At 47.7% G+C, this 17,719-nt stretch carries 21 protein-coding genes; 8 read left to right on the top strand and 13 right to left on the bottom strand.

Annotated elements, in window-relative coordinates:
• Positions 1–12: 12 nt before the first annotated feature.
• The 5 genes from FHP88_RS05815 to FHP88_RS05795 form a co-directional block, all read right to left on the bottom strand.
• Positions 13–1,077 carry a hypothetical protein gene (locus FHP88_RS05815; RefSeq protein WP_144358068.1) on the bottom strand — a complete coding sequence of 355 codons (1,065 nt, stop codon included), beginning with the start codon at positions 1,075–1,077 and terminating at the stop codon, positions 13–15.
• 122 nt (positions 1,078–1,199) lie between these two features.
• Positions 1,200–1,658: a hypothetical protein gene (locus tag FHP88_RS05810; protein WP_144358067.1), complete on the bottom strand. Its 459-nt coding sequence runs from the start codon at positions 1,656–1,658 to the stop codon at positions 1,200–1,202.
• Between the two features lie 88 nt (positions 1,659–1,746).
• Entirely contained in the window at positions 1,747–2,220 is a 474-nt protein-coding gene (locus FHP88_RS05805) for a MaoC/PaaZ C-terminal domain-containing protein (protein WP_144358066.1), read from the bottom strand.
• A gap of 33 nt (positions 2,221–2,253) precedes the next feature.
• Positions 2,254–2,664: a VOC family protein gene (locus FHP88_RS05800; protein ID WP_144358065.1), complete on the bottom strand. Its 411-nt coding sequence runs from the start codon at positions 2,662–2,664 to the stop codon at positions 2,254–2,256.
• 54 nt (positions 2,665–2,718) lie between these two features.
• Positions 2,719–3,702, bottom strand: a complete 984-nt coding sequence (locus FHP88_RS05795) for a TIGR00341 family protein (protein ID WP_144358064.1) — start codon at positions 3,700–3,702, stop codon at positions 2,719–2,721.
• A gap of 267 nt (positions 3,703–3,969) precedes the next feature.
• On the opposite strand from FHP88_RS05795, the gene FHP88_RS05790 reads away from it, so the two are divergent.
• From FHP88_RS05790 to FHP88_RS19520, 4 genes are all read left to right on the top strand, one after another.
• Positions 3,970–4,614 carry a TorF family putative porin gene (locus FHP88_RS05790; RefSeq protein ID WP_144358063.1) on the top strand — a complete coding sequence of 215 codons (645 nt, stop codon included), beginning with the start codon at positions 3,970–3,972 and terminating at the stop codon, positions 4,612–4,614.
• 190 nt (positions 4,615–4,804) lie between these two features.
• The gene (locus FHP88_RS05785) at positions 4,805–5,194 is read left to right on the top strand and encodes a hypothetical protein (RefSeq protein WP_144358062.1); all 390 of its coding nucleotides are present in this window, start codon (positions 4,805–4,807) and stop codon (positions 5,192–5,194) included.
• Entirely contained in the window at positions 5,178–5,363 is a 186-nt protein-coding gene (locus FHP88_RS19525; RefSeq protein WP_313957283.1) for a ClpX C4-type zinc finger protein, read from the top strand. The genes FHP88_RS05785 and FHP88_RS19525 overlap by 17 nt, the downstream gene beginning before the upstream one ends.
• A gap of 297 nt (positions 5,364–5,660) precedes the next feature.
• Positions 5,661–5,840 (top strand): N-acetylmuramidase domain-containing protein, encoded by a 180-nt coding sequence (locus FHP88_RS19520; RefSeq protein WP_144358242.1) that lies wholly within the window; start codon positions 5,661–5,663, stop codon positions 5,838–5,840.
• 44 nt (positions 5,841–5,884) lie between these two features.
• Here FHP88_RS19520 and FHP88_RS05770 read toward each other — a convergent pair whose 3' ends face one another.
• The 4 genes from FHP88_RS05770 to FHP88_RS05755 form a co-directional block, all read right to left on the bottom strand.
• The gene (locus FHP88_RS05770; protein ID WP_144358060.1) at positions 5,885–6,811 is read right to left on the bottom strand and encodes an MBL fold metallo-hydrolase; all 927 of its coding nucleotides are present in this window, start codon (positions 6,809–6,811) and stop codon (positions 5,885–5,887) included.
• A gap of 127 nt (positions 6,812–6,938) precedes the next feature.
• Entirely contained in the window at positions 6,939–7,367 is a 429-nt protein-coding gene (locus tag FHP88_RS05765) for a cytochrome c (protein ID WP_144358059.1), read from the bottom strand.
• A gap of 76 nt (positions 7,368–7,443) precedes the next feature.
• Complete coding sequence (locus FHP88_RS05760) at positions 7,444–8,040, bottom strand: Crp/Fnr family transcriptional regulator (protein ID WP_260843175.1); 597 nt, start codon at positions 8,038–8,040, stop codon at positions 7,444–7,446.
• Between the two features lie 201 nt (positions 8,041–8,241).
• On the bottom strand, positions 8,242–10,953 hold the full coding sequence (locus FHP88_RS05755; protein ID WP_144358057.1) for a patatin-like phospholipase family protein: 2,712 nt from the start codon (positions 10,951–10,953) through the stop codon (positions 8,242–8,244).
• Positions 10,954–11,190: 237 nt separating this feature from the next.
• On the opposite strand from FHP88_RS05755, the gene FHP88_RS05750 reads away from it, so the two are divergent.
• On the top strand, positions 11,191–11,520 hold the full coding sequence (locus tag FHP88_RS05750; RefSeq protein ID WP_144358056.1) for a zinc-ribbon domain-containing protein: 330 nt from the start codon (positions 11,191–11,193) through the stop codon (positions 11,518–11,520).
• 22 nt (positions 11,521–11,542) lie between these two features.
• Positions 11,543–12,517 carry a TIR domain-containing protein gene (locus FHP88_RS05745; protein ID WP_144358055.1) on the top strand — a complete coding sequence of 325 codons (975 nt, stop codon included), beginning with the start codon at positions 11,543–11,545 and terminating at the stop codon, positions 12,515–12,517.
• Positions 12,518–12,579: 62 nt separating this feature from the next.
• Here FHP88_RS05745 and FHP88_RS05740 read toward each other — a convergent pair whose 3' ends face one another.
• The 3 genes from FHP88_RS05740 to FHP88_RS05730 form a co-directional block, all read right to left on the bottom strand.
• A complete protein-coding gene (locus FHP88_RS05740) occupies positions 12,580–12,903 on the bottom strand; it encodes a hypothetical protein (RefSeq protein ID WP_144358054.1) in 324 nt (107 codons plus the stop codon).
• 138 nt (positions 12,904–13,041) lie between these two features.
• Positions 13,042–13,710, bottom strand: coding sequence for a cytochrome b/b6 domain-containing protein (locus FHP88_RS05735; RefSeq protein ID WP_144358053.1), 669 nt, complete (start codon positions 13,708–13,710; stop codon positions 13,042–13,044).
• Positions 13,711–13,715: 5 nt separating this feature from the next.
• Positions 13,716–15,422, bottom strand: a complete 1,707-nt coding sequence (locus FHP88_RS05730) for a tetrathionate reductase family octaheme c-type cytochrome (RefSeq protein WP_260843173.1) — start codon at positions 15,420–15,422, stop codon at positions 13,716–13,718.
• Positions 15,423–15,645: 223 nt separating this feature from the next.
• On the opposite strand from FHP88_RS05730, the gene purE reads away from it, so the two are divergent.
• Positions 15,646–16,146: a 5-(carboxyamino)imidazole ribonucleotide mutase gene (gene purE, locus FHP88_RS05725; RefSeq protein ID WP_144358052.1), complete on the top strand. Its 501-nt coding sequence runs from the start codon at positions 15,646–15,648 to the stop codon at positions 16,144–16,146.
• A gap of 11 nt (positions 16,147–16,157) precedes the next feature.
• The gene (locus FHP88_RS05720) at positions 16,158–16,724 is read left to right on the top strand and encodes an L-threonylcarbamoyladenylate synthase (protein ID WP_144358051.1); all 567 of its coding nucleotides are present in this window, start codon (positions 16,158–16,160) and stop codon (positions 16,722–16,724) included.
• 282 nt (positions 16,725–17,006) lie between these two features.
• Here FHP88_RS05720 and FHP88_RS05715 read toward each other — a convergent pair whose 3' ends face one another.
• Positions 17,007–17,666 carry an MlaC/ttg2D family ABC transporter substrate-binding protein gene (locus tag FHP88_RS05715; RefSeq protein ID WP_144358050.1) on the bottom strand — a complete coding sequence of 220 codons (660 nt, stop codon included), beginning with the start codon at positions 17,664–17,666 and terminating at the stop codon, positions 17,007–17,009.
• Positions 17,667–17,719: the final 53 nt, after the last annotated feature.

Raw genomic sequence — 17,719 nt, 5'->3', positions numbered from 1 at the left:
ATCTCTAACCGTTCAGGGTCGTTCTTCATGTAACACTGTGGCCTTCAATGTCTTCTGCCGGATCATACAGCCATCGGTTGATATGGCGGTTATTTTGCTGTCGAAGCCTTCCGCATAATAGGCCCCGCTCCCCGAAATGTTCGGGCCAAGGTAAGTAGGGTCAAAACTGATATTATAATTGATCACCGTTGGAAGCAGCGTGCCAGGAGCTACCACCAACATCGGCGGAACAATAGGTGGAACAAGGTTTCCCACATCCGGCGCAAAATCAGGACTCCCCTTCACCAGTGATCGACCATGTACACTGTATCCACCTCCGGCGGGATTGGTAGATAGCGTCACTTGATGAGATGTAGTAGTTAACATGCCCGCAGCAGGGGGCGGATAGTTAAATGCCGGAATCACAACCCTGCGCACAGGCACAATAGAAATATTTGGATCGGGTACAGGATTCAGTACGACATTCATATTCAACTGTGGCGCACTACTCGGCACATAGAAAAAGTGCTCCGCCTCATTGTTCAGCTCACCAGTTGCACCTTCCGCAACGGTGTTTCCGTCATCAATGATCAACGTCTCTTTATACATGCCACAACTCAACGGGCCGAGAGGCAGCATTGCAACCACCGGATTAGGCGTGCAGAGTGGACCGGGAAAAGTAAAACTTATATCGGCCGATTCACCCGGCAATAATTCAGGGCCTGGTTGAGCACAGGTGAATAATGTGTGTGTTGCAGCTGGGCCAGGCGTCCAACCGGCAGAGCCTGCCACACGCACAAACACCATCAGTTCAACGGTCTCCGTAACCGGATAGCCGGCACTGAGCGTTGCCTGACCGCTATTAACGATCTCTCGGTTAATCGTGATAGGCAGTGCACCGCTACCCAGCACATCCACCTCCTGATTAATACCAAACCCAGGCAACAGCAACTGATCAACAGGCGTTGGCGTATAGGTTTTATCTGGCCCCAGCCATGCCCCATCGGGCATTGGCGGTGGCGGTGAATAGGGACGTGTTTGATGAAAACATCCGGAAAGCGTTAAAGACAACGCACACAGAAAAACGCTTCTGTTCATGGGACTGCCCTCCCTCGCTGGCCGCTATCAAATATAAGCCTAGTACAGAAAGAGGGCTATCGGGAGTACTTAACTGTGCATTCTACCCTACAAAAATAGATGTAATAACTCACTCCAGCGCTTTACTCATCTCCATTGAGTTGCTCGATCGCACTGACCTTTCCACGTGCAAACTCTACTCGGGCAACTGTAAACTGCTCCTGGGTATCACGGTTGACCCAGACACTGTGATAGCTGAATTGCTGTCGTCCACTGCTGTCGATGAAATAGATCGGTACACTCATGCGATCCAGATGTGGATATCGCCTCGTCTGGGTATAACTCCAAACAACAGACTCCTTGGCGCGGGTAGTACGACGAAAGATTTGATCCGGCACGCCCCAGGCAAGACGTACCATGTCTTTCGTAAAGCCAATATCGATCTGCCCCAAGCGAATCTGCTTTTGTATTGCGGATGGATAGCTATTAAAGAGAGGTTGCTCGGCCTCTATGCGCTCATCACGCAATGCCTGAGCCGACATGCACCCTGTCAATAACAACGCCATGAAGCCCACTAGAACGATTCGCATATGACTATTCATGAATTCACCTGTCTACATATAAATCAGAGTAATAACTCAGACAGTTGTATCGCCATTACTATCCATCAAGCTGTTTAAAAACAGCCCGCTATGGGCGACAACGCACAAACCAGGTGGAACTCAGGGTGGCAACGACATCATCTTTTTTTCTGTAGATACTGTTCTGTAACTTGATCATCCCTTCGCCAGGACGACTCGCCAATAAACGTATCTCGCTAATCTCAGTATGCGCATGTAAACAATCCCCCGCAAAAACCGGCTTTATCCAGCGGATATTCTCCCAGCCGGGCGAGATGACACTTTGCGCATTCGGAAATGCCTCCTTACTCAAGCGCCGCCAGATTGATGCGACCTGTGGGCCCGAGGCAATCAGACCACCCCAACCCAGCTCAATAGCCGCTTTTTCATCCAGATGAAAAGGTTCTGGATCATAGAGGGTCGCAAAGTCGATCATCTCAGATTGAGTCATTAGCCAAGCACCGTAATCAAATCGCTGACCAGCAAAAAAATCTTCAAACCAAACCTGCTCTGGATAGGTGTTGTTCTTATCCGGTTGAAACATGAATACGCCTCGCTATATTACAGATAAAATAGTTTACTCATCTTCTGGCCCAATCCAGCAGAAGGGATTATGTGCAATTTCCCAGAGATGCCCATCCGGATCTTTAAAATAACCGGAATAGCCGCCCCAGAAAACTTCCTGCCCAGGCTTCACCAGGGTTGCACCTGCATCAACTGCTTGTGACAACAGTGCATCCACTTCAGCTTCCGAGCCCACATTATGCGCCAGCGCAAAACCGTTAAAACCACTCCCCTCTGCAGAAACCATTGCATCTTCTGCAAGGGCTTCCCTGCCATACAGGCCAAGCCAACTACCGTTCAGTGTGAAAAAGGCAACGGTGGGGGGTGAGTCCATTCTGGGGAATCCCAAACCTTTTTCATAAAATGTCACAGCGCGTTCGATATCATCGACGCCGAGCGTAATCATACTGATTCTTGGTTTCATTGTTTTCTCCACTCAAGTACATGCAAACCCATAACAGCAAGCGTTCATGTTTGATTACGGGATCAGCGATTCACGCGCAAAAATGACCAACAGCAGAATCACCAACAACACAACCCAGCCCACAACATAGACCACTGTTGCACGCTTGGCCTTCTCTTTCTCAACCCAAGTACGGGGATAGATGCCCTTCACAACAAATACCAATTTACTTGCCAGATTGACACAGACAATATTCACGGCAAGCAACAGTGCCGCACCAATCGCCAGTTGCATATCACCATGGCCCAGCATCATTCCTGCTGTGGCAGCGGGCGGCAGCAGTGCCACAGCCACCATCACACCAACCAACACACTGGACAGACCCGTGGTCAAAGAGAGTGCGGCAGCCGCACCCGAAGCAAGGGCCAATGCAGCAGAATCCAATCCCGCTACGGTTCTGGCGAGTAGCTCTTCACTAAAAGGTTCAGTCAGCCAGAAGTAACCCACCCCGATAGAGATCAATATGGCCAGAGCTGTACCCGCAAGCAAGGTGTTGATCGACTCTTTAACCAGCGGGATATCACCCAGAGCAATGCCCAGACTTAACGCAAGATTTGGCCCCAACAGCGGAGCAATCACCATGGCACCAATCACAACGGCTACATTATTTTCAATCAGACCGATAGCCGCAACAATCGTGGACAACATGACCAGCACGATATAATTCGTATTGAGCCGGGCATTTTTTTCCACCCCGTGATAAAGCGCCTCTCGTGCGGCTGTAGCGGCTGCCTTCTTTTCACCCTCTTTCTCCTCTTTTCTTGGCAATGACGCTTCAACTGACAAGATCACTATCCTTGCCGTAGGTTGTGCACCCAATACGTGCTGCAAGGCATCCAGTACCCACTGTAATTTCTCTTCGGTGACAAGAAGCCGCATCTGCTGCATACCATCCTCACCGACCACGCCTAGCCGACAATCTTCTGCTTTACCTTTTTCAGCAATCGCTGAAATAGTGTCCGCACTGGTTGCTGCTGCCACAATCTCTATATATTTCATCTATGCACAATCCTTTAGGGTACAAAACAAATACCTAACGATTTCAGTGTATCAGCAACTCAGTAGAAACGTTTATACAATGCACAATTAATGGGCGATCTAGTGTTAATCGCATCAACTTAGGGCAACCAACCACGCCTCATTTCTAGGGTACCTAATGTCAACTGTTTGATTAGTAATCACTAATTTTTCTTGGCATGACCCCTGCAATGTCTATAGCAATTGTAACTATTGTTATGTCATACAAACTCGTTAAGGAGCCTACATATGAAAGTTCGTTATTCTTCACTTGCCGGAGCACTGGCCGTGGCAGCACTTCCCCACTTGGTTTTTGCTGAAGGCCCCATCAGTGCCAACGTCGCATTCACATCCGATTACGTCTGGCGAGGTACATCGCAGACCGATAACGGCATGGCTATACAGGGTGGCCTGGACTACGCCCATGAAAGCGGTATCTATCTGGGTGCGTGGGGCTCAAACGTTGATTTCAATGACAACGCCAATGTTGAAATTGATCTCTATGCAGGCTACAGCAATGAATTATCAAATGGCTTTAGCTACGACGTCGGCTTCATTCATTATGACTATCCTGGTCAGAGTAGCAGTGATTTCGATGAAGTCTATCTGGGGATCGGTTATGGTTTCCTGAGCGCCAAGGTCTCTCATGATTCAGAAAACGACAACACCTACTGGGAAGCGGGTGCTGACGTTGAACTCCCAGAAGGGTTTGGTCTCGGATTACACATTGGCTATAGCGACCCTGACACCGGCACAGAGGTAACCGACTGGAAGATTGGAATCAATAAATCTTATGCCGGACTGGATTTTGAACTGGCTTACACAGACACCGACGTCAGTAATAACCACTTGGCCGATGGCCGGGGTATCTTCTCCGTCTCAAAGAGCTTCTGATAGCACATGATGAGCCGACCCTGTCGGCTCATCATGAAACGTAAAAATGCGCGGGTAGTACCCAAGTACTGCACCCCTAGGGCAACATCCAGTTAAAACACTTTCCCGCACGACGTATATTCCTTCTACACCGCCCATCAATAAAAAACTCCATTTATTTATCCTGACAAATTCGTGCTACATTCAGTTCATGAGCATAATGCAACGCTATCGTAAACATCCGGACCAGGCGATTACCGCCATCCAGCTAACACTGGATACGCCAGGGATACACTATCAAAAATGGGGTTCAGAACAACACTGCAAACCCGGAGACTGGCTGGTAGAGAATAATGGCGAAGTCTACTCGATTGATGCAAATACCTTCAGCCAGACCTATCGACAAGTCGCACCCGGTCGCTTTATAAAAACGACCCCCGTCTGGGCAGAACAAGCGACAACAGCGGGTAGCATCAATACGAAAGAGGGCGTATCCCACTATCAGGCGGGTGATTATCTTGTATTTAATAATCCTGACAGAACAGATGGCTATACTATTAGCCAAGCGACCTTTCTAATGATGTATGAACCGGATGAATAAGAAAATAGGACCCACCAAAACAAAGCCCGAGCCGCCATTCTGTTCGTTCTGTGGCAAGGGGTCCAATCAGGTCAAAAAGATGGTTCAGGGACCTTCTGCTTATATCTGCAGTGACTGTATAGAAAATTATCGCACGAAACTGGTTAATGATTCTGAAAAAGCAGAATAAATAATAAAGCATCTCTCTTCAGAGCAGACAGTCATACTTCAAGGAGTGGACTAAAATGCCATCTTATATGACTGCACTCCCACTTGATCTAGATGGCGTCATTTAGATCGGAGAAAAAGCAGCCCAAGGCGCACAGAGTACTTTTCTAAACGGCAGTGAGCCCCTTGAACAGTTATAGTGATGCGGCACAAGCCGATCGAATCACTATCGGAATGGCCTAGCAATCCATGAGTCTCGATTTGGACAGATCATGGGGACCAACTTTACAGCTGTTGGCGCAAATAACGCGGCCGAGCTATTTACCGCACCGGTCGCTACACAAGTGCCTTTGTTGGAAATTTCCTGCTACCCAGGCAGGCACAAACAAAAAAAGCCGATCCGGCTTCAGCAGATTTTCGGCAAGTCGCTGGTTTCTATAATGGACCGCAATACGAAGCCCATCTCTATCATGAACGACTGTCGCACTGGTTTCGCTAATTTCGCATGCGCATGTAAATAAAACTCGAGTACTGCGCGTGCCATTATTCCCATTCAAGCTCTGAATAGACTCTCTGAGCATTTCTTCCTGATAACAGGTCATAATTGAGGAGGTAGTTAAACTTAGACTGATCGATCTTTGATATCTCGCTGATATCCCCACCGCTCTCAATGAATTCGGCTACAGACTGCCTGACAAACTTTAAATATTCATAGGTGTCTGATTTTGCTTTTTCAGACGTTGTAGGATGCCCATGGCCAGGGACCATATACTGTGAATCATACGAAGCCATTACCTCAAAGGTTTCCATCCAGCGCTTACTGTTTGAATGATCAAGAATGCCTAACATACGTTCCGTATACACGATATCACCTGTGAACATTACACGCTGCTTCGGTAACCAGACAAAGCTGTCACCTGGTGTGTGCGCTTGTCCTGCATGATGTATCTCAAAGGCAAAGTCGCCTATTACAAAGCTAAGGCTTTTAGCAAAAGTCCGGTCTGCATAAACATCACTTGTTCCGTCTAGACCGGTACTACCGACAAGAATTCCAAGCCCATATAATTGGTCATTTAATCGAGCCTTTTGATCTTTAACGGCTTTCTCGCTTGCAATAATTTCAGCGCCAAGGCGCTTAAAATAACTGTTACCCAGCCAACGATGATCCTGTCCCCCCGTATTGATGATTTTGACGATGGGCTTATCGGTGACGCGTTGGACTACTTCATGAATTTTCTGCGCGCCTTTATAAGTGCCACCCGCATCAATTAATACAACACCTTCTGTCGTAACGACAAAACCAAAAGTGGCATTGTTACCCAAGTTATCAGGCGTTCTATTATCCAAACTCCCAACAATAGCATAGATATTTGTTGTAATTTCTTGCAGTTCGAGTTCTTCAGATAAAACCACAGACAAACTACAGAACACCCCTAGCACTACCTGAATAAGATAACCGGTTAATTTCATTATTGCCCCATTAAAAAGTGCATATTAATTGTCCCGCCAACGCCCACCTAATACTTACAATGACATTAAATTAAGACAGTGCGTTTACTACGAAATACCAAGGCCGCCACAGCAACGTGGCCCTACATTACCGCACTTTCGCCGTGGCATGACAGCCCACACAATTCTGGGTGATTTCACCCAAGGCTTTGTATGCGGCAAGTGCATCCCCTTCCTGGGCAACTCGCGCGAAACGGCTGGCGGCTTTATGCATGTTGGTGCCAAATTGTGCTGACTGCTTCGGATAGTATTTGGCAATGTGGCTGGCCCCATGTTTATCCAGCGAACTCATACCAAGCTCTCTTTCAGCCAGGTCTGCTGCTTTGTCAAAATCCTCTCGAGCCAACATTCCTAAAAGCTGGTCTATAACGACCAGATGCTGGCGCATACTAGCAAGCAGATGAGTCTGCATCGGCTCAGGAAGATCAAGCTGAATGCGCTGATCAGGCTCACTCTGCACAGTGGGGGCCATAAATAAAACAGTAACCGGGATAAGGTATGTCAGCAATTTATTCAAAACCACTCCTATGCTTCAGGCTTGGATAGGTAATGTATAGGGTAATAATGAATGCGGCTATCACATATGATTCAAATCATAGTAACTGAATGAGTTGGTGACCTCTAAAGATCATATTATCATCCTCTAGCTGCTTTAAAGCCCGATAGAACGCCTCATGCGAAAGCCCTAACCGATAAGCCATATCCTTCAAACTGATGTGTAACTGCACTTGAGCCTGATCATCACTCAGCAATCTGAGATAATTCATGGCCCGCTCCTTAGCAGAACGAATATTCCGAATCTCATGCAGTGCGCGCAGATCACGAATCTGCTGGGCTAGGATTTCCATCACTTGCACAGCGGCCTGAGGTGAAGAAGTGAGATACTCCATCAGCGCTTGCTTTCTGACTGAATAACCACTGCTCAAACAATTCGCAATAGCTGTACAGTGGTATGTGCCTGAAAAGAGGGAAGCTTCAGCAACCATCTCCCCAGCAAGTGCCACCTGCAACAAGGCAGGACATCCGTCCATTGAATTCCGTTTAAGATGAATTCGCCCCTCATCAACTACATAAAATCGCGTTACTGCTTCACCTTGTCGAAACAGCGCCTCCCCCTTCTTTAACGAGAAGAGACGAACGGAAAAGCATTTACCAAATAAGTTTTTTTGTGTGAGATCAGTATTAATCAAACAAGTGCCTCCCATACTGGTTCAGTTTTTCCATAGTATGATGATTTAGCGAATGAGTGCCCGGCAACTCTGTATGAAGGCCTGGGGATATAGGGCTTACTATCGGCTAGGTCGTTGAAAAAAATGATGCGACATACTGGAGTATCAGCCTTGATTTCAGTGCAAACACCACTGTGAAGCTAAAATTATTTCCTGATGCGCCTAGTGACGCATGCGACCGATGTGTAAATAGATTCGATCAAACAGCATAAGGTGCAAACGGGGAAAAATCCATCCCACTAATCCAATCCCCAGCCCAATAGTAACGCGATTTACAACGGATCGCGGTTTGAGAAATTGCATAATACGTTTTCCCACACGCCTGCCAAACAGCGCAAACACGCCATAACCAAGCAAAAGGAATAGCAGGCCACCAACTAGATTCTGAAGGGTCAACATTTCAGTCAACCTGGTGATCGCTGATTGAATCAGATCCGTCGACATTAGACTCATTTGCGGATCGGCAATCAGAGTTTTTATCGTCCAGTAACTGACGCTAGTCACTATAGTAACGGCTATTCCAATCGCTAATCCAAACAATCCTTTGCTCAATCGCCACACTTTGAAAAATTTCATAGGAGAAACTTTCAGTTGTTGGTCTAGCTGCTTTGCCGTTATTTTTGCGCCGGCTTGTGTTTTAGATTTCATTACACCATCAAGTTGGCTGAATGCCCACTCATGCTCAACACTTTCCACAAGCTGAAACCCTTTAATGCGACGCGCCGCTTCTGACATGGCATGGTAGCCGCTATTCATTAAGGCAAGCGCTTCCATGTCATTGAACGAGTCCAGGTCGGTTCGAATTTTTGCCAGCTGTTGTTGAACATCCCGGCGAATACCATAGCTTGTAATGGGCTCCGCAATTGAACCCACTGCTATGTCCATAGCGTTTTTATTCCAATCAATCTCCTTTGAATCCAGCCCTTGTGTTAAGTGCACATAGGTGAGCCCCTTAAGGAGTCCACTACGATGACGTGCATGGAGATCTTCATACCCACTTCCCCGAATACGTTCCATCATGACTGAGTTACTGCGTAATATCGGCCCCAGCACGCCTCCCGCAGGGTCTTCATCCGATGTGAGTTGACCGCTGGCATCACTGATCAACATCACCTTACAATCTTGTTCCAGCAGTGAGGCGTAACCCTGATTATCAAACACACCCCCATCCACAAGCCGGATGTTGTTACTCGGATAGAGATTAGGTAATTCAATCGGCTCAAACAGGCCCGGCACACAGGATGAGGCCGCTACGGCATGACCCAACCGAAAGTTTTCATAACGCTCTTCTGGGGCTTCCTGATAGTAGAGCCGACGCAGCCGAGGATTTTTATCAATCTCTCGGTTGATCATGTTCGGTGACTCACCCATCCAGGTAGCGGTGAACTGCCAGACATGGCCTGTATTCAATGTCGTGGCATTAAGTATCAACTGAGGAATTTTGTTACAACGTCGCCAATTTGCATTGTCCGGACGAAAGCCGGCGGCTTCATCCGGAGGCTGGATGATCATATCTTTGATGAAACGGGGTGCAGCGTTATCAGCATCACTCTGTGAATTGTCTTTAACTCGGCTATAAAGGTGCTTTTCATAGAGCTCGCCCAAATATTCTGTGCGTGAATACGTGGGGAGAAAGAGCATCTTAAGGTTAGCAAGTGGATTCGCCAGCACCTGCATACGGAGGTTCTTCTGAACGCCATCAATGAAGTCTATGATGAGCTTGTCTACCAGCGCTAAATAGTCCGCATGGGTAATCTCTTTATCACTTAACCCACGCTTCATCGGGTACGCTTCATGGGCCGAAAATTGGATCATGCGACGCAATTCAAGGTAATAGTGAGCCCCGACAATCGAGCCACCCGATACACAGGAGATCACCTCAATGTGACGCAGCATATCCAACTCTGCTAATTTCGCCAGTACGCCCAAGTGATAAAAAGAGGCGCGAAAACCTCCGCCCGATAACGCCAGTCCGACCTTGCCAGAAAAAAGTGTCTCGGCTGCCTTGACCGGTGCATCGCCCATCAGCCATTTAACCGCTGACCAAGCGGTGGACTCATTAAGCGTTTCGACATCCTGATCAACTGCTTGTACTTGAATCAAATGCGTGAGCTGCTCCACGGTGCTTTTACGCCACCAGTCAGGGATATCTTTTAGGCCTGCTACCTGTTGAAGTAACAGACTCGCCTGTTGGTCAGCACCAATACCCAGGTACGCCTCCGCTACTGTCACTATCAACCAGTAATGTGACTTCTCAACGGTTTTGGTGTCAGGCAGGTTGTGACTCAACTCCGATATAATCTGCTCACGAATCTTTCGCGCCTCTCTTCGTCGGGTTTGCGCATTTTCCAACGATACCCCCGAATGGTGCGACTGGCTCTCGATGTGAGCCAGTAGGTCCTGAAGATAAGCTGCATTGATGGCCGTGTAGCCAGCATCGTGCAACACACCACATTCAAATCCACGCCGATAATAGTATAAGGATTGTTCCAACCAACACTGCCGGCAATCAAGACGCCAGCGTCGTTTATAGAGTGCGCCCACAAGACCCAGCGTTTCCTGATCCTCTGTAGTCTGCAGATCAAACTCGGCCGCAAGCAGCGCTTGAGCGGTATCGAAGGCCTCTACTTGAAGCAGCGATGCATCTTTGTAGGTGGCCAGCGCCAACCCCTGAACCAGGCGGATACGCTGGTGTCGCTGAATGTCTTTATGGGAAAGCAGCTTTAGTAGTAGGCGTCGCGCCCAGTAATGAATATCCAGCTCAATCAGTTGACGCGCCAGCAGATCAGCTGCTTCAGGGTCGATCATATGACCGCTCAATACAGCACGTACCTCATTAACAAGCGCTTCTGTACGTTCCTTGCGTTTATCCATTATTATTCCCTTTTCGCAACACCTCTATCAATCTCGAGGTGACACGCTTCCTCCATGTCACTCTGACCGTTTATTATAGCCCACGATTACACCAGCCTGTTGTAATCAGGTAAGTAGTCTAGTATTTATAGTGTAATAAGATAGCAGCCCAACAGAGAGATCAAACCATCCGCCTGATGCCAATTAGGCTGCTAACATAAGGATAATAAATGTGGGACTGATAAGGAGGGAGTCGACGTGTTTTGTCCAGAGTGTGGAACTGAAAATCCTGAAGGCGCTAAATTCTGCGGTAACTGCCGGCATCAGCTAAGCGCTTCAACAAATGACCCCATTAAAAACCCTGTCAATGATGTGGTTGAGATTGACCAAGGACAGCCTACAGTTCCTGATGGAATGAAATATGGCATCCTCGCGGCCTCGATCTTTATCCCCTTCATTGGCCTGATCATGGGCATTATCTATCTTGCCCAAGGCGAGTCAGAAGAGAAGAAAGATGTCGGTAAGTTGTGGCTCTATGTCAGCCTGGGCATCATGCTGGTCTACTTCATAATCAGCAGTGATATGTAACAAAACGGGAAAGGATCTTCCTATGAGTCAATCCTCTGCCTTCATTACCTTCAAAAGGAACAAGACCAGTTCTAATCAACTGCGCCAATTCACCATCACGGTAGATAACAAGGCCGTTGGTACAATTAAGGCGGGCCAAAGCAAACAATTTCAACTTCCGCCTGGTAAGCATGCCGTCGGCGTCAAACTTGATTTTTATAAAAGTGAGCCGCTACAGCTCACTCTGAATCCTAATGACGATATTTCTATTGAATGCGGCGATCGTTCACCCGAAACAATAAAAGAGATTTTCACACTCAAAGGCTTCGAAAAATCGATTAATTCAATCGTCAAGCCAAGTCAATATCTTTACGTTAAGTTTATCGGTAAACAGACACAACTATCGGAACAAACAAGCTATAAACCAGCGCCCGTTAAAGCAAAGCCCAAAGGTTCCATCTTTATATCTTATCGACGTGATGACAGTCGCGAAATCACCGGCCGTATCTGCGACCGCCTAAACAATGAGTTTGGTAAGGCGACGATCTTCCGTGATGTCGACTCTATACCCGCGGGTGTCGATTATCGTGATCACATCAGCAAAAGTATTGAAGGGTGCAGTGTCTTCCTGGTGGTCATTGGCCCCGAATGGCTAGAAGCACAAAACAGTGCGGGGCAACGCCGCCTGGAACGCGACAACGATCCCGTCAAAGTTGAAATAGAAACTGCGCTTAAGCAACAGATTCCTATCATTCCTGTGCTGGTAAAAAATGCCACTAACCCTGATGAAGCACAGCTTCCAAACAGTATAAAACTGCTGGCCTTTCGAAATGCCATTCCCATACCGGCCGAACCCTATTTTCATAACGGTGTTGATCGCTTGATTGAAGAGCTCAAACAGACGCTTTCACCAAATCCCGTTAAACCGGATCAGCAATCATCCAAATATTGCATCTATTGCGGGGGTGACATTATTCAAGGAAACAAGTTTTGTATTCAGTGTGGGAAGCCTGTTTAACTGCGCTTACTGAAACCCTATTCTTGTGGTGCAAATATATTGAAGAACGCCCTGATTTTAAGTTAGGCGAAATACTCTTTAATCAATTCATATAATTTATCTGCCGTCATCTCACTAAATGGAATACGCATAAATGCCTTCTCGGGGTCTTTATCTTTATATGTGAGCTGATAGCTAATAAGGTCAGGCGCCTGATCATGCAGTACTAGAATAATGCGCTTGTCACTACCGAAACACTCTATGGTCATCGCATCAGCTGGTACACCATTCTGCCGCATATGTTGGCTGACCCCTACGATGGGATTGATCGTTATAAATTCCTGCTGAATGCGCGCATGTGCTGCGGTTGCGTTATCACAAAGTTTTTTCAGTTTTTCATCAGGCAAGGTGATAACTCTCTTATTGCATTGATTATTTAGTTGAACGCCATCTTACCAATAAATGCTTCACAGTAGGATTGCATGTTTCTAGTCTTGCCAAAATAAGTACGCAGCGTACGAGTACATCATAGGGTCACATGGGTGCTATGCGTCCTTCAACCTATCTGGATGTTCCTCGGCCAAATAGGCTCGTTCCACTTCTGTAAGCTCCACATTCTCAACCCCTGTAAGCATTGTCTTGATGTAATGCAGGGGTGTTTTTCCTGTTGTAGTCATGTAGATATGAACAATAACGAATGTCACCATTAGGAAAGCGGCAGCCGTATGTAGAGCGGCCACAATAAACAACCCATCTGCCGCACCGGGGATTTCATTCCACACATCGTAAAGAAGATAGATGATGCCGGTAATCCACAATGCAGGACCGATTATGACCATGAATGTCAGGTAGGCTAGACCCTGGAGTGCATTCTGTTTTCTCCTTAAGGTTTTTTTATGTGGATGTTCTTCTCCGAAAAGAATGCCCCACGCATAATAACGAATGACGGCAAAAAGTCCTTTGGTATGCGGCAAAAATTGTCGCCAGTTACCCGTAGTAAAATTCCAAAAGGTAGTAAAGATCCATAACAGTATCAATGCAATCGCCGAGAAGGTATGCAACATCACCGCCTTTTCAAAGGGTAAAAGAGCATGCGTGCCATGCAGACCAAAGCCCGTAAAAGCGAGCATAAAGATCAGCGCTGCCTGTGACCAGTGCCAAAATCGTTCATAACGAGTATAGATAGTAACCGCGTGCTTCTCTCGTTTGACCATGTCGATTACTCCTCAGCCTTGCAATGCTCAGTGACTCTCTTTTTACACATAACAAACCGAATGACGCCATGTACCAGTACAACCAAAAGGGCCCCAATCACAGCAAGATAGCCCAGTATGTCCAGCCATCCAAAGCCATCTCTACCTGGCATATAAAATCCACTCAATTCACTTAACCTGCCCTCTTTTGCATGACATCCGGAACAATTAAGGGCCTCTGATTTAGGCGCGACCATATGCGTAATCGGCCAGTATGAGACCGTATCCACAAAGCCATGCTCTCCAGAATACGGCTTGTTATTCTTTTCCATGCCCACTTTGATCGCTTTACCAAAATCATAGTTACCCCAGAAGGCACTCTCATCCTCGCCCCAGAGGTGCATATAGACCAGGGTATTATTCCCTTTATCGTAAGGCTGGGTAGCGTGCATTTTTTTGAACGGCCAAATACGTGATTTTTCATCATCATAAGCACCGTTAAAGCCATTAATTTCTACCGGCCCCGCTTTTGGATCAAACGTTGTTTCAATTGTGGTGTAGTTCATCACACCATCAAACCAGGCGTAGCTTGGCGTTAAATTTTCACCGTATTTGAAATCACCTTTGATTGATTTATAAATCGCGCGATGCTCTCCGTTGCCCTGGGTGTACCCCTTCAGATTAAAACCTTCACCATTTTTAAGTTTGCCTGCTGTGCGCCAATCCCAATCCGTTTTTGTCGCCACACCACCCCGCGCAAAAGCCGGAATATGGCAGGTTTGACACGCAACTCGGTCCGTATGGCCATTCAGTTTCACCGCTTTGAGATTGTTCCCTGGATGTGGCGAATGGCCATGGCAACTTTCACAGGTAGCAACCAGACGCCGCTGCCCCGGCTTACCGACGCCCTCTTCATCTTTGGCATCCATGTTATAGCGGCTGCCTGACCACTTGTGGCCTTCACCCTGGTGACATTCGGTACAACTGAAGTTGAGACCTCCGGCATCCATATGCACATCCAGAGCCTTGTCAGGATGCTTCAGCGATGAATCGAGATCTCCGTGTTTTACTCCGTCCCCTCCACCCCCGTAGAAGTGGCAGGTACCACAGTTTGAACGCGTGGGTAGCGCCACACTTTGCGCGACCTTGTTCCAATCAATCGGCTGCTTTCCCTCGAACATAATGGAACAGGCCGCATTACCTTTCGAGTTTGGAGTACGGTAATAGCTGCCCGTTGAATCATGGCAGACCAGACAATCTATTTTGGTCTGGTCATTAAAATCGAAACCTTCATCTTTCCAGCCATAACCGGCGTGGCACTGTGCACACATCCCTTCATTACCCCGGGCATTGGTGCAAAAGTTATTCACCACATTCTTCTTACCCAGGGTCTGACCCGTGACCGGGTGCTTGTACTCCCAAGTCCAATGGATACCTTTCATAAACTGTTGACCCGCCTTGTTGTGACAACTCAGGCAGGCCTCGGTTACTTCGGGACCACTGGTAAAAGGGCCCTGTAACTCTTTAAATTCGGAGTGATCTGCAGTGGAACTACTAACTCGATTTTTAGCCGGCAAATCCGTTGCGGATTTAAGGTGAGAACGACTCGTATCCGCGTACTCAGATATCCCCATCTCTATCTCATTTGAAGTCCCAGCATCTACCCCCATGGAAAAGCAGAGCACAAGGATGCCCATCACTTTGGGGACAGCAGAAACTATTTGTATGAGCATTTGCATTTCACCGCGCCCTCTGATGCCGTTCTCATTAGGAAGCCGCCAAACGCGCCCCCCGTACTAGACCTCTATACAAACAGAGGCCAAGTGGATAATGCATTGATAAAACATAAGGAATATATTTCTTTTTATGGGCGAGGCGATACTGAAAACGTAGCCGAGGCAAACTATTTCAGGTATCGTTCATTGCTCATTTTTTTTCGATAATGGGTAGTGAACCATGAGTAAACCTTTTGTAGCTGTTCTGATGGGATCTGACTCTGACCTGCCGGTCCTGCAGTCTACGATGGATGTTCTCAAATCCCTCGACATCCCTTTTGAAGCAAAAATCACTTCGGCACATCGCACCCCCGATGTCACACATAGTTACGTCAAAGACGCCGATTCACGCGGCTGTGCCGCCTTCATCTGTGCGGCGGGACTGGCGGCCCATCTGGCCGGTACCGTGGCTGGATTAACCCTGAAACCTGTGATTGGTATTCCACTGGATGCCGGGCCACTGCAGGGTATGGATGCGCTGCTGTCTACCGTACAGATGCCCGGCGGTATCCCCGTGGCAACCGTTGCTGTGGGTAAAGCTGGTGCTAAGAATGCCGGTTATTTGGCGGCGCAGATCCTGGCGCTCTCTGATCCTGAACTGGCAACACGCATCAAGACCGACCGCGAAGCGAATGCCGCCAGCGTAATAGAGAAAGATGCAAAATTGCAGGCATCCCTGTAATCCCGGATCAAATGGCATTATCACTGAGCCCCTGGAAATTGCGAGAGGCTGCCCGCTGTTTTAATGATGGCGGCCTCATCGCCTACCCTACAGAGGCTGTTTACGGCTTAGGCTGTGACCCACTGAACCAGCAGAGTATGGAGCACCTGCTCCAACTCAAACAGCGGCCGATCGAAAAAGGGGTGATTTTAATTGCGGCTGATTACGAACAGTTAATACCGTTTATCAAACCCTTAGATGATGATCACATGAAGCCTGTCTGGGACAGTTGGCCTGGGCCTAACACATGGCTGCTACCTGCTGCTGATAACCTACCTTTCTGGCTGACTGGCATACACCAGACCCTTGCCGTTCGCGTTACCGCTCACCCTCTGGCTTCAGCACTTTGCCGAGCCTGTGACTCGCCTCTCGTCTCGACCAGTGCGAATCGTTCAGGGCAGCATCCCGCCACATCGGCATTGCAAGTCCATCAGCGGCTGGGAGATGGCGTGAACTACATCATCAGTGGGCCGTTAGGAGATAGTCTAAGACCGTCCACAATCAGGGACGCCCTATCAGGCCGCGTGATTCGCGGGTAATCGGTTAATTCATGAATGTTTAAGTGGGATAAAAAAAACGGACTCATCTGGGGAGGGGATGAGCCCGGAAAGCGCCGTATAAGCGCCGGAGGAGTTACAACGAAGGACCGATAGATTGGACAACATCCAATAGAACCGTCGCCTCTGTTTACAATATACCCTTTGCCATGTCTGATTCATCTGTGAAGCAGACCTAACCTTCAATTACCTTAACGGCAGGCGTAATTAAAACTGTAGACATTTTTTTGACTTTTTTATTTTTTTTGACGCCGATTCTTCCTATCAAGTCTGACTGCTACTCGTCACTTGCCTTCCACGGCGGTCATTAAGTTCGGTTATCCGCTCTATCAACCCCCGCATACCACTCCGTCGCACCTCTTTTGCGAAACTGCTGCGATAGTTCGTAACCAAGCTGATGCCCTCAATCTTGACATCATAGGCCTTCCAGCCACCGTCCTTTATGTGCATTTGGTAGACCACATCAACCGGGGGTGCCCCATCACGATTAACCTTGGTATGGACAGCCACATCCTGATCACCCTCATTCATCCGCAAAGGCGTATAACTGATCTCCCAGCCTTGGAACTCCTTGAAAGCGGTAGAATAGGTCCGTACTAACAGCCGTTGAAACTGATGAGAAAATTCCTGCTTTTGCTCATCAGTGGCCCTGCGCCAGTACTTTCCCAGAACCAGGCTGGAGACATGACCAAAATCCACATGGGGTATCAAGACATCATTAGCCAATTGATAAACAAAGGAGGGGTCACTCTTCATCTGCTCTTGATTCTGCATCAAGACGGTTTGTAACTCGTCAGAGATACGCTGGATCACCTGCTGCGGGCCTGCAAGCTGCTCCGCCATAACTGAGAACGAAGAGATCATCAGCAGTATCACGATTAAAATCTGATCTCTTTTTATTGAAAGTAAACCACTCTGTCCCATCTGACTATCTCCGGTAACCCTGTTAGTCCCTCGACAAGGTATTGAAAGCTAAA

Origin of the sequence: Sedimenticola selenatireducens (genome assembly GCF_007625115.1) — a bacterium.
Taxonomy (GTDB): domain Bacteria; phylum Pseudomonadota; class Gammaproteobacteria; order Chromatiales; family Chromatiaceae; genus Sedimenticola; species Sedimenticola selenatireducens_A.
This window is presented reverse-complemented; position numbering and strand designations above follow the sequence as displayed.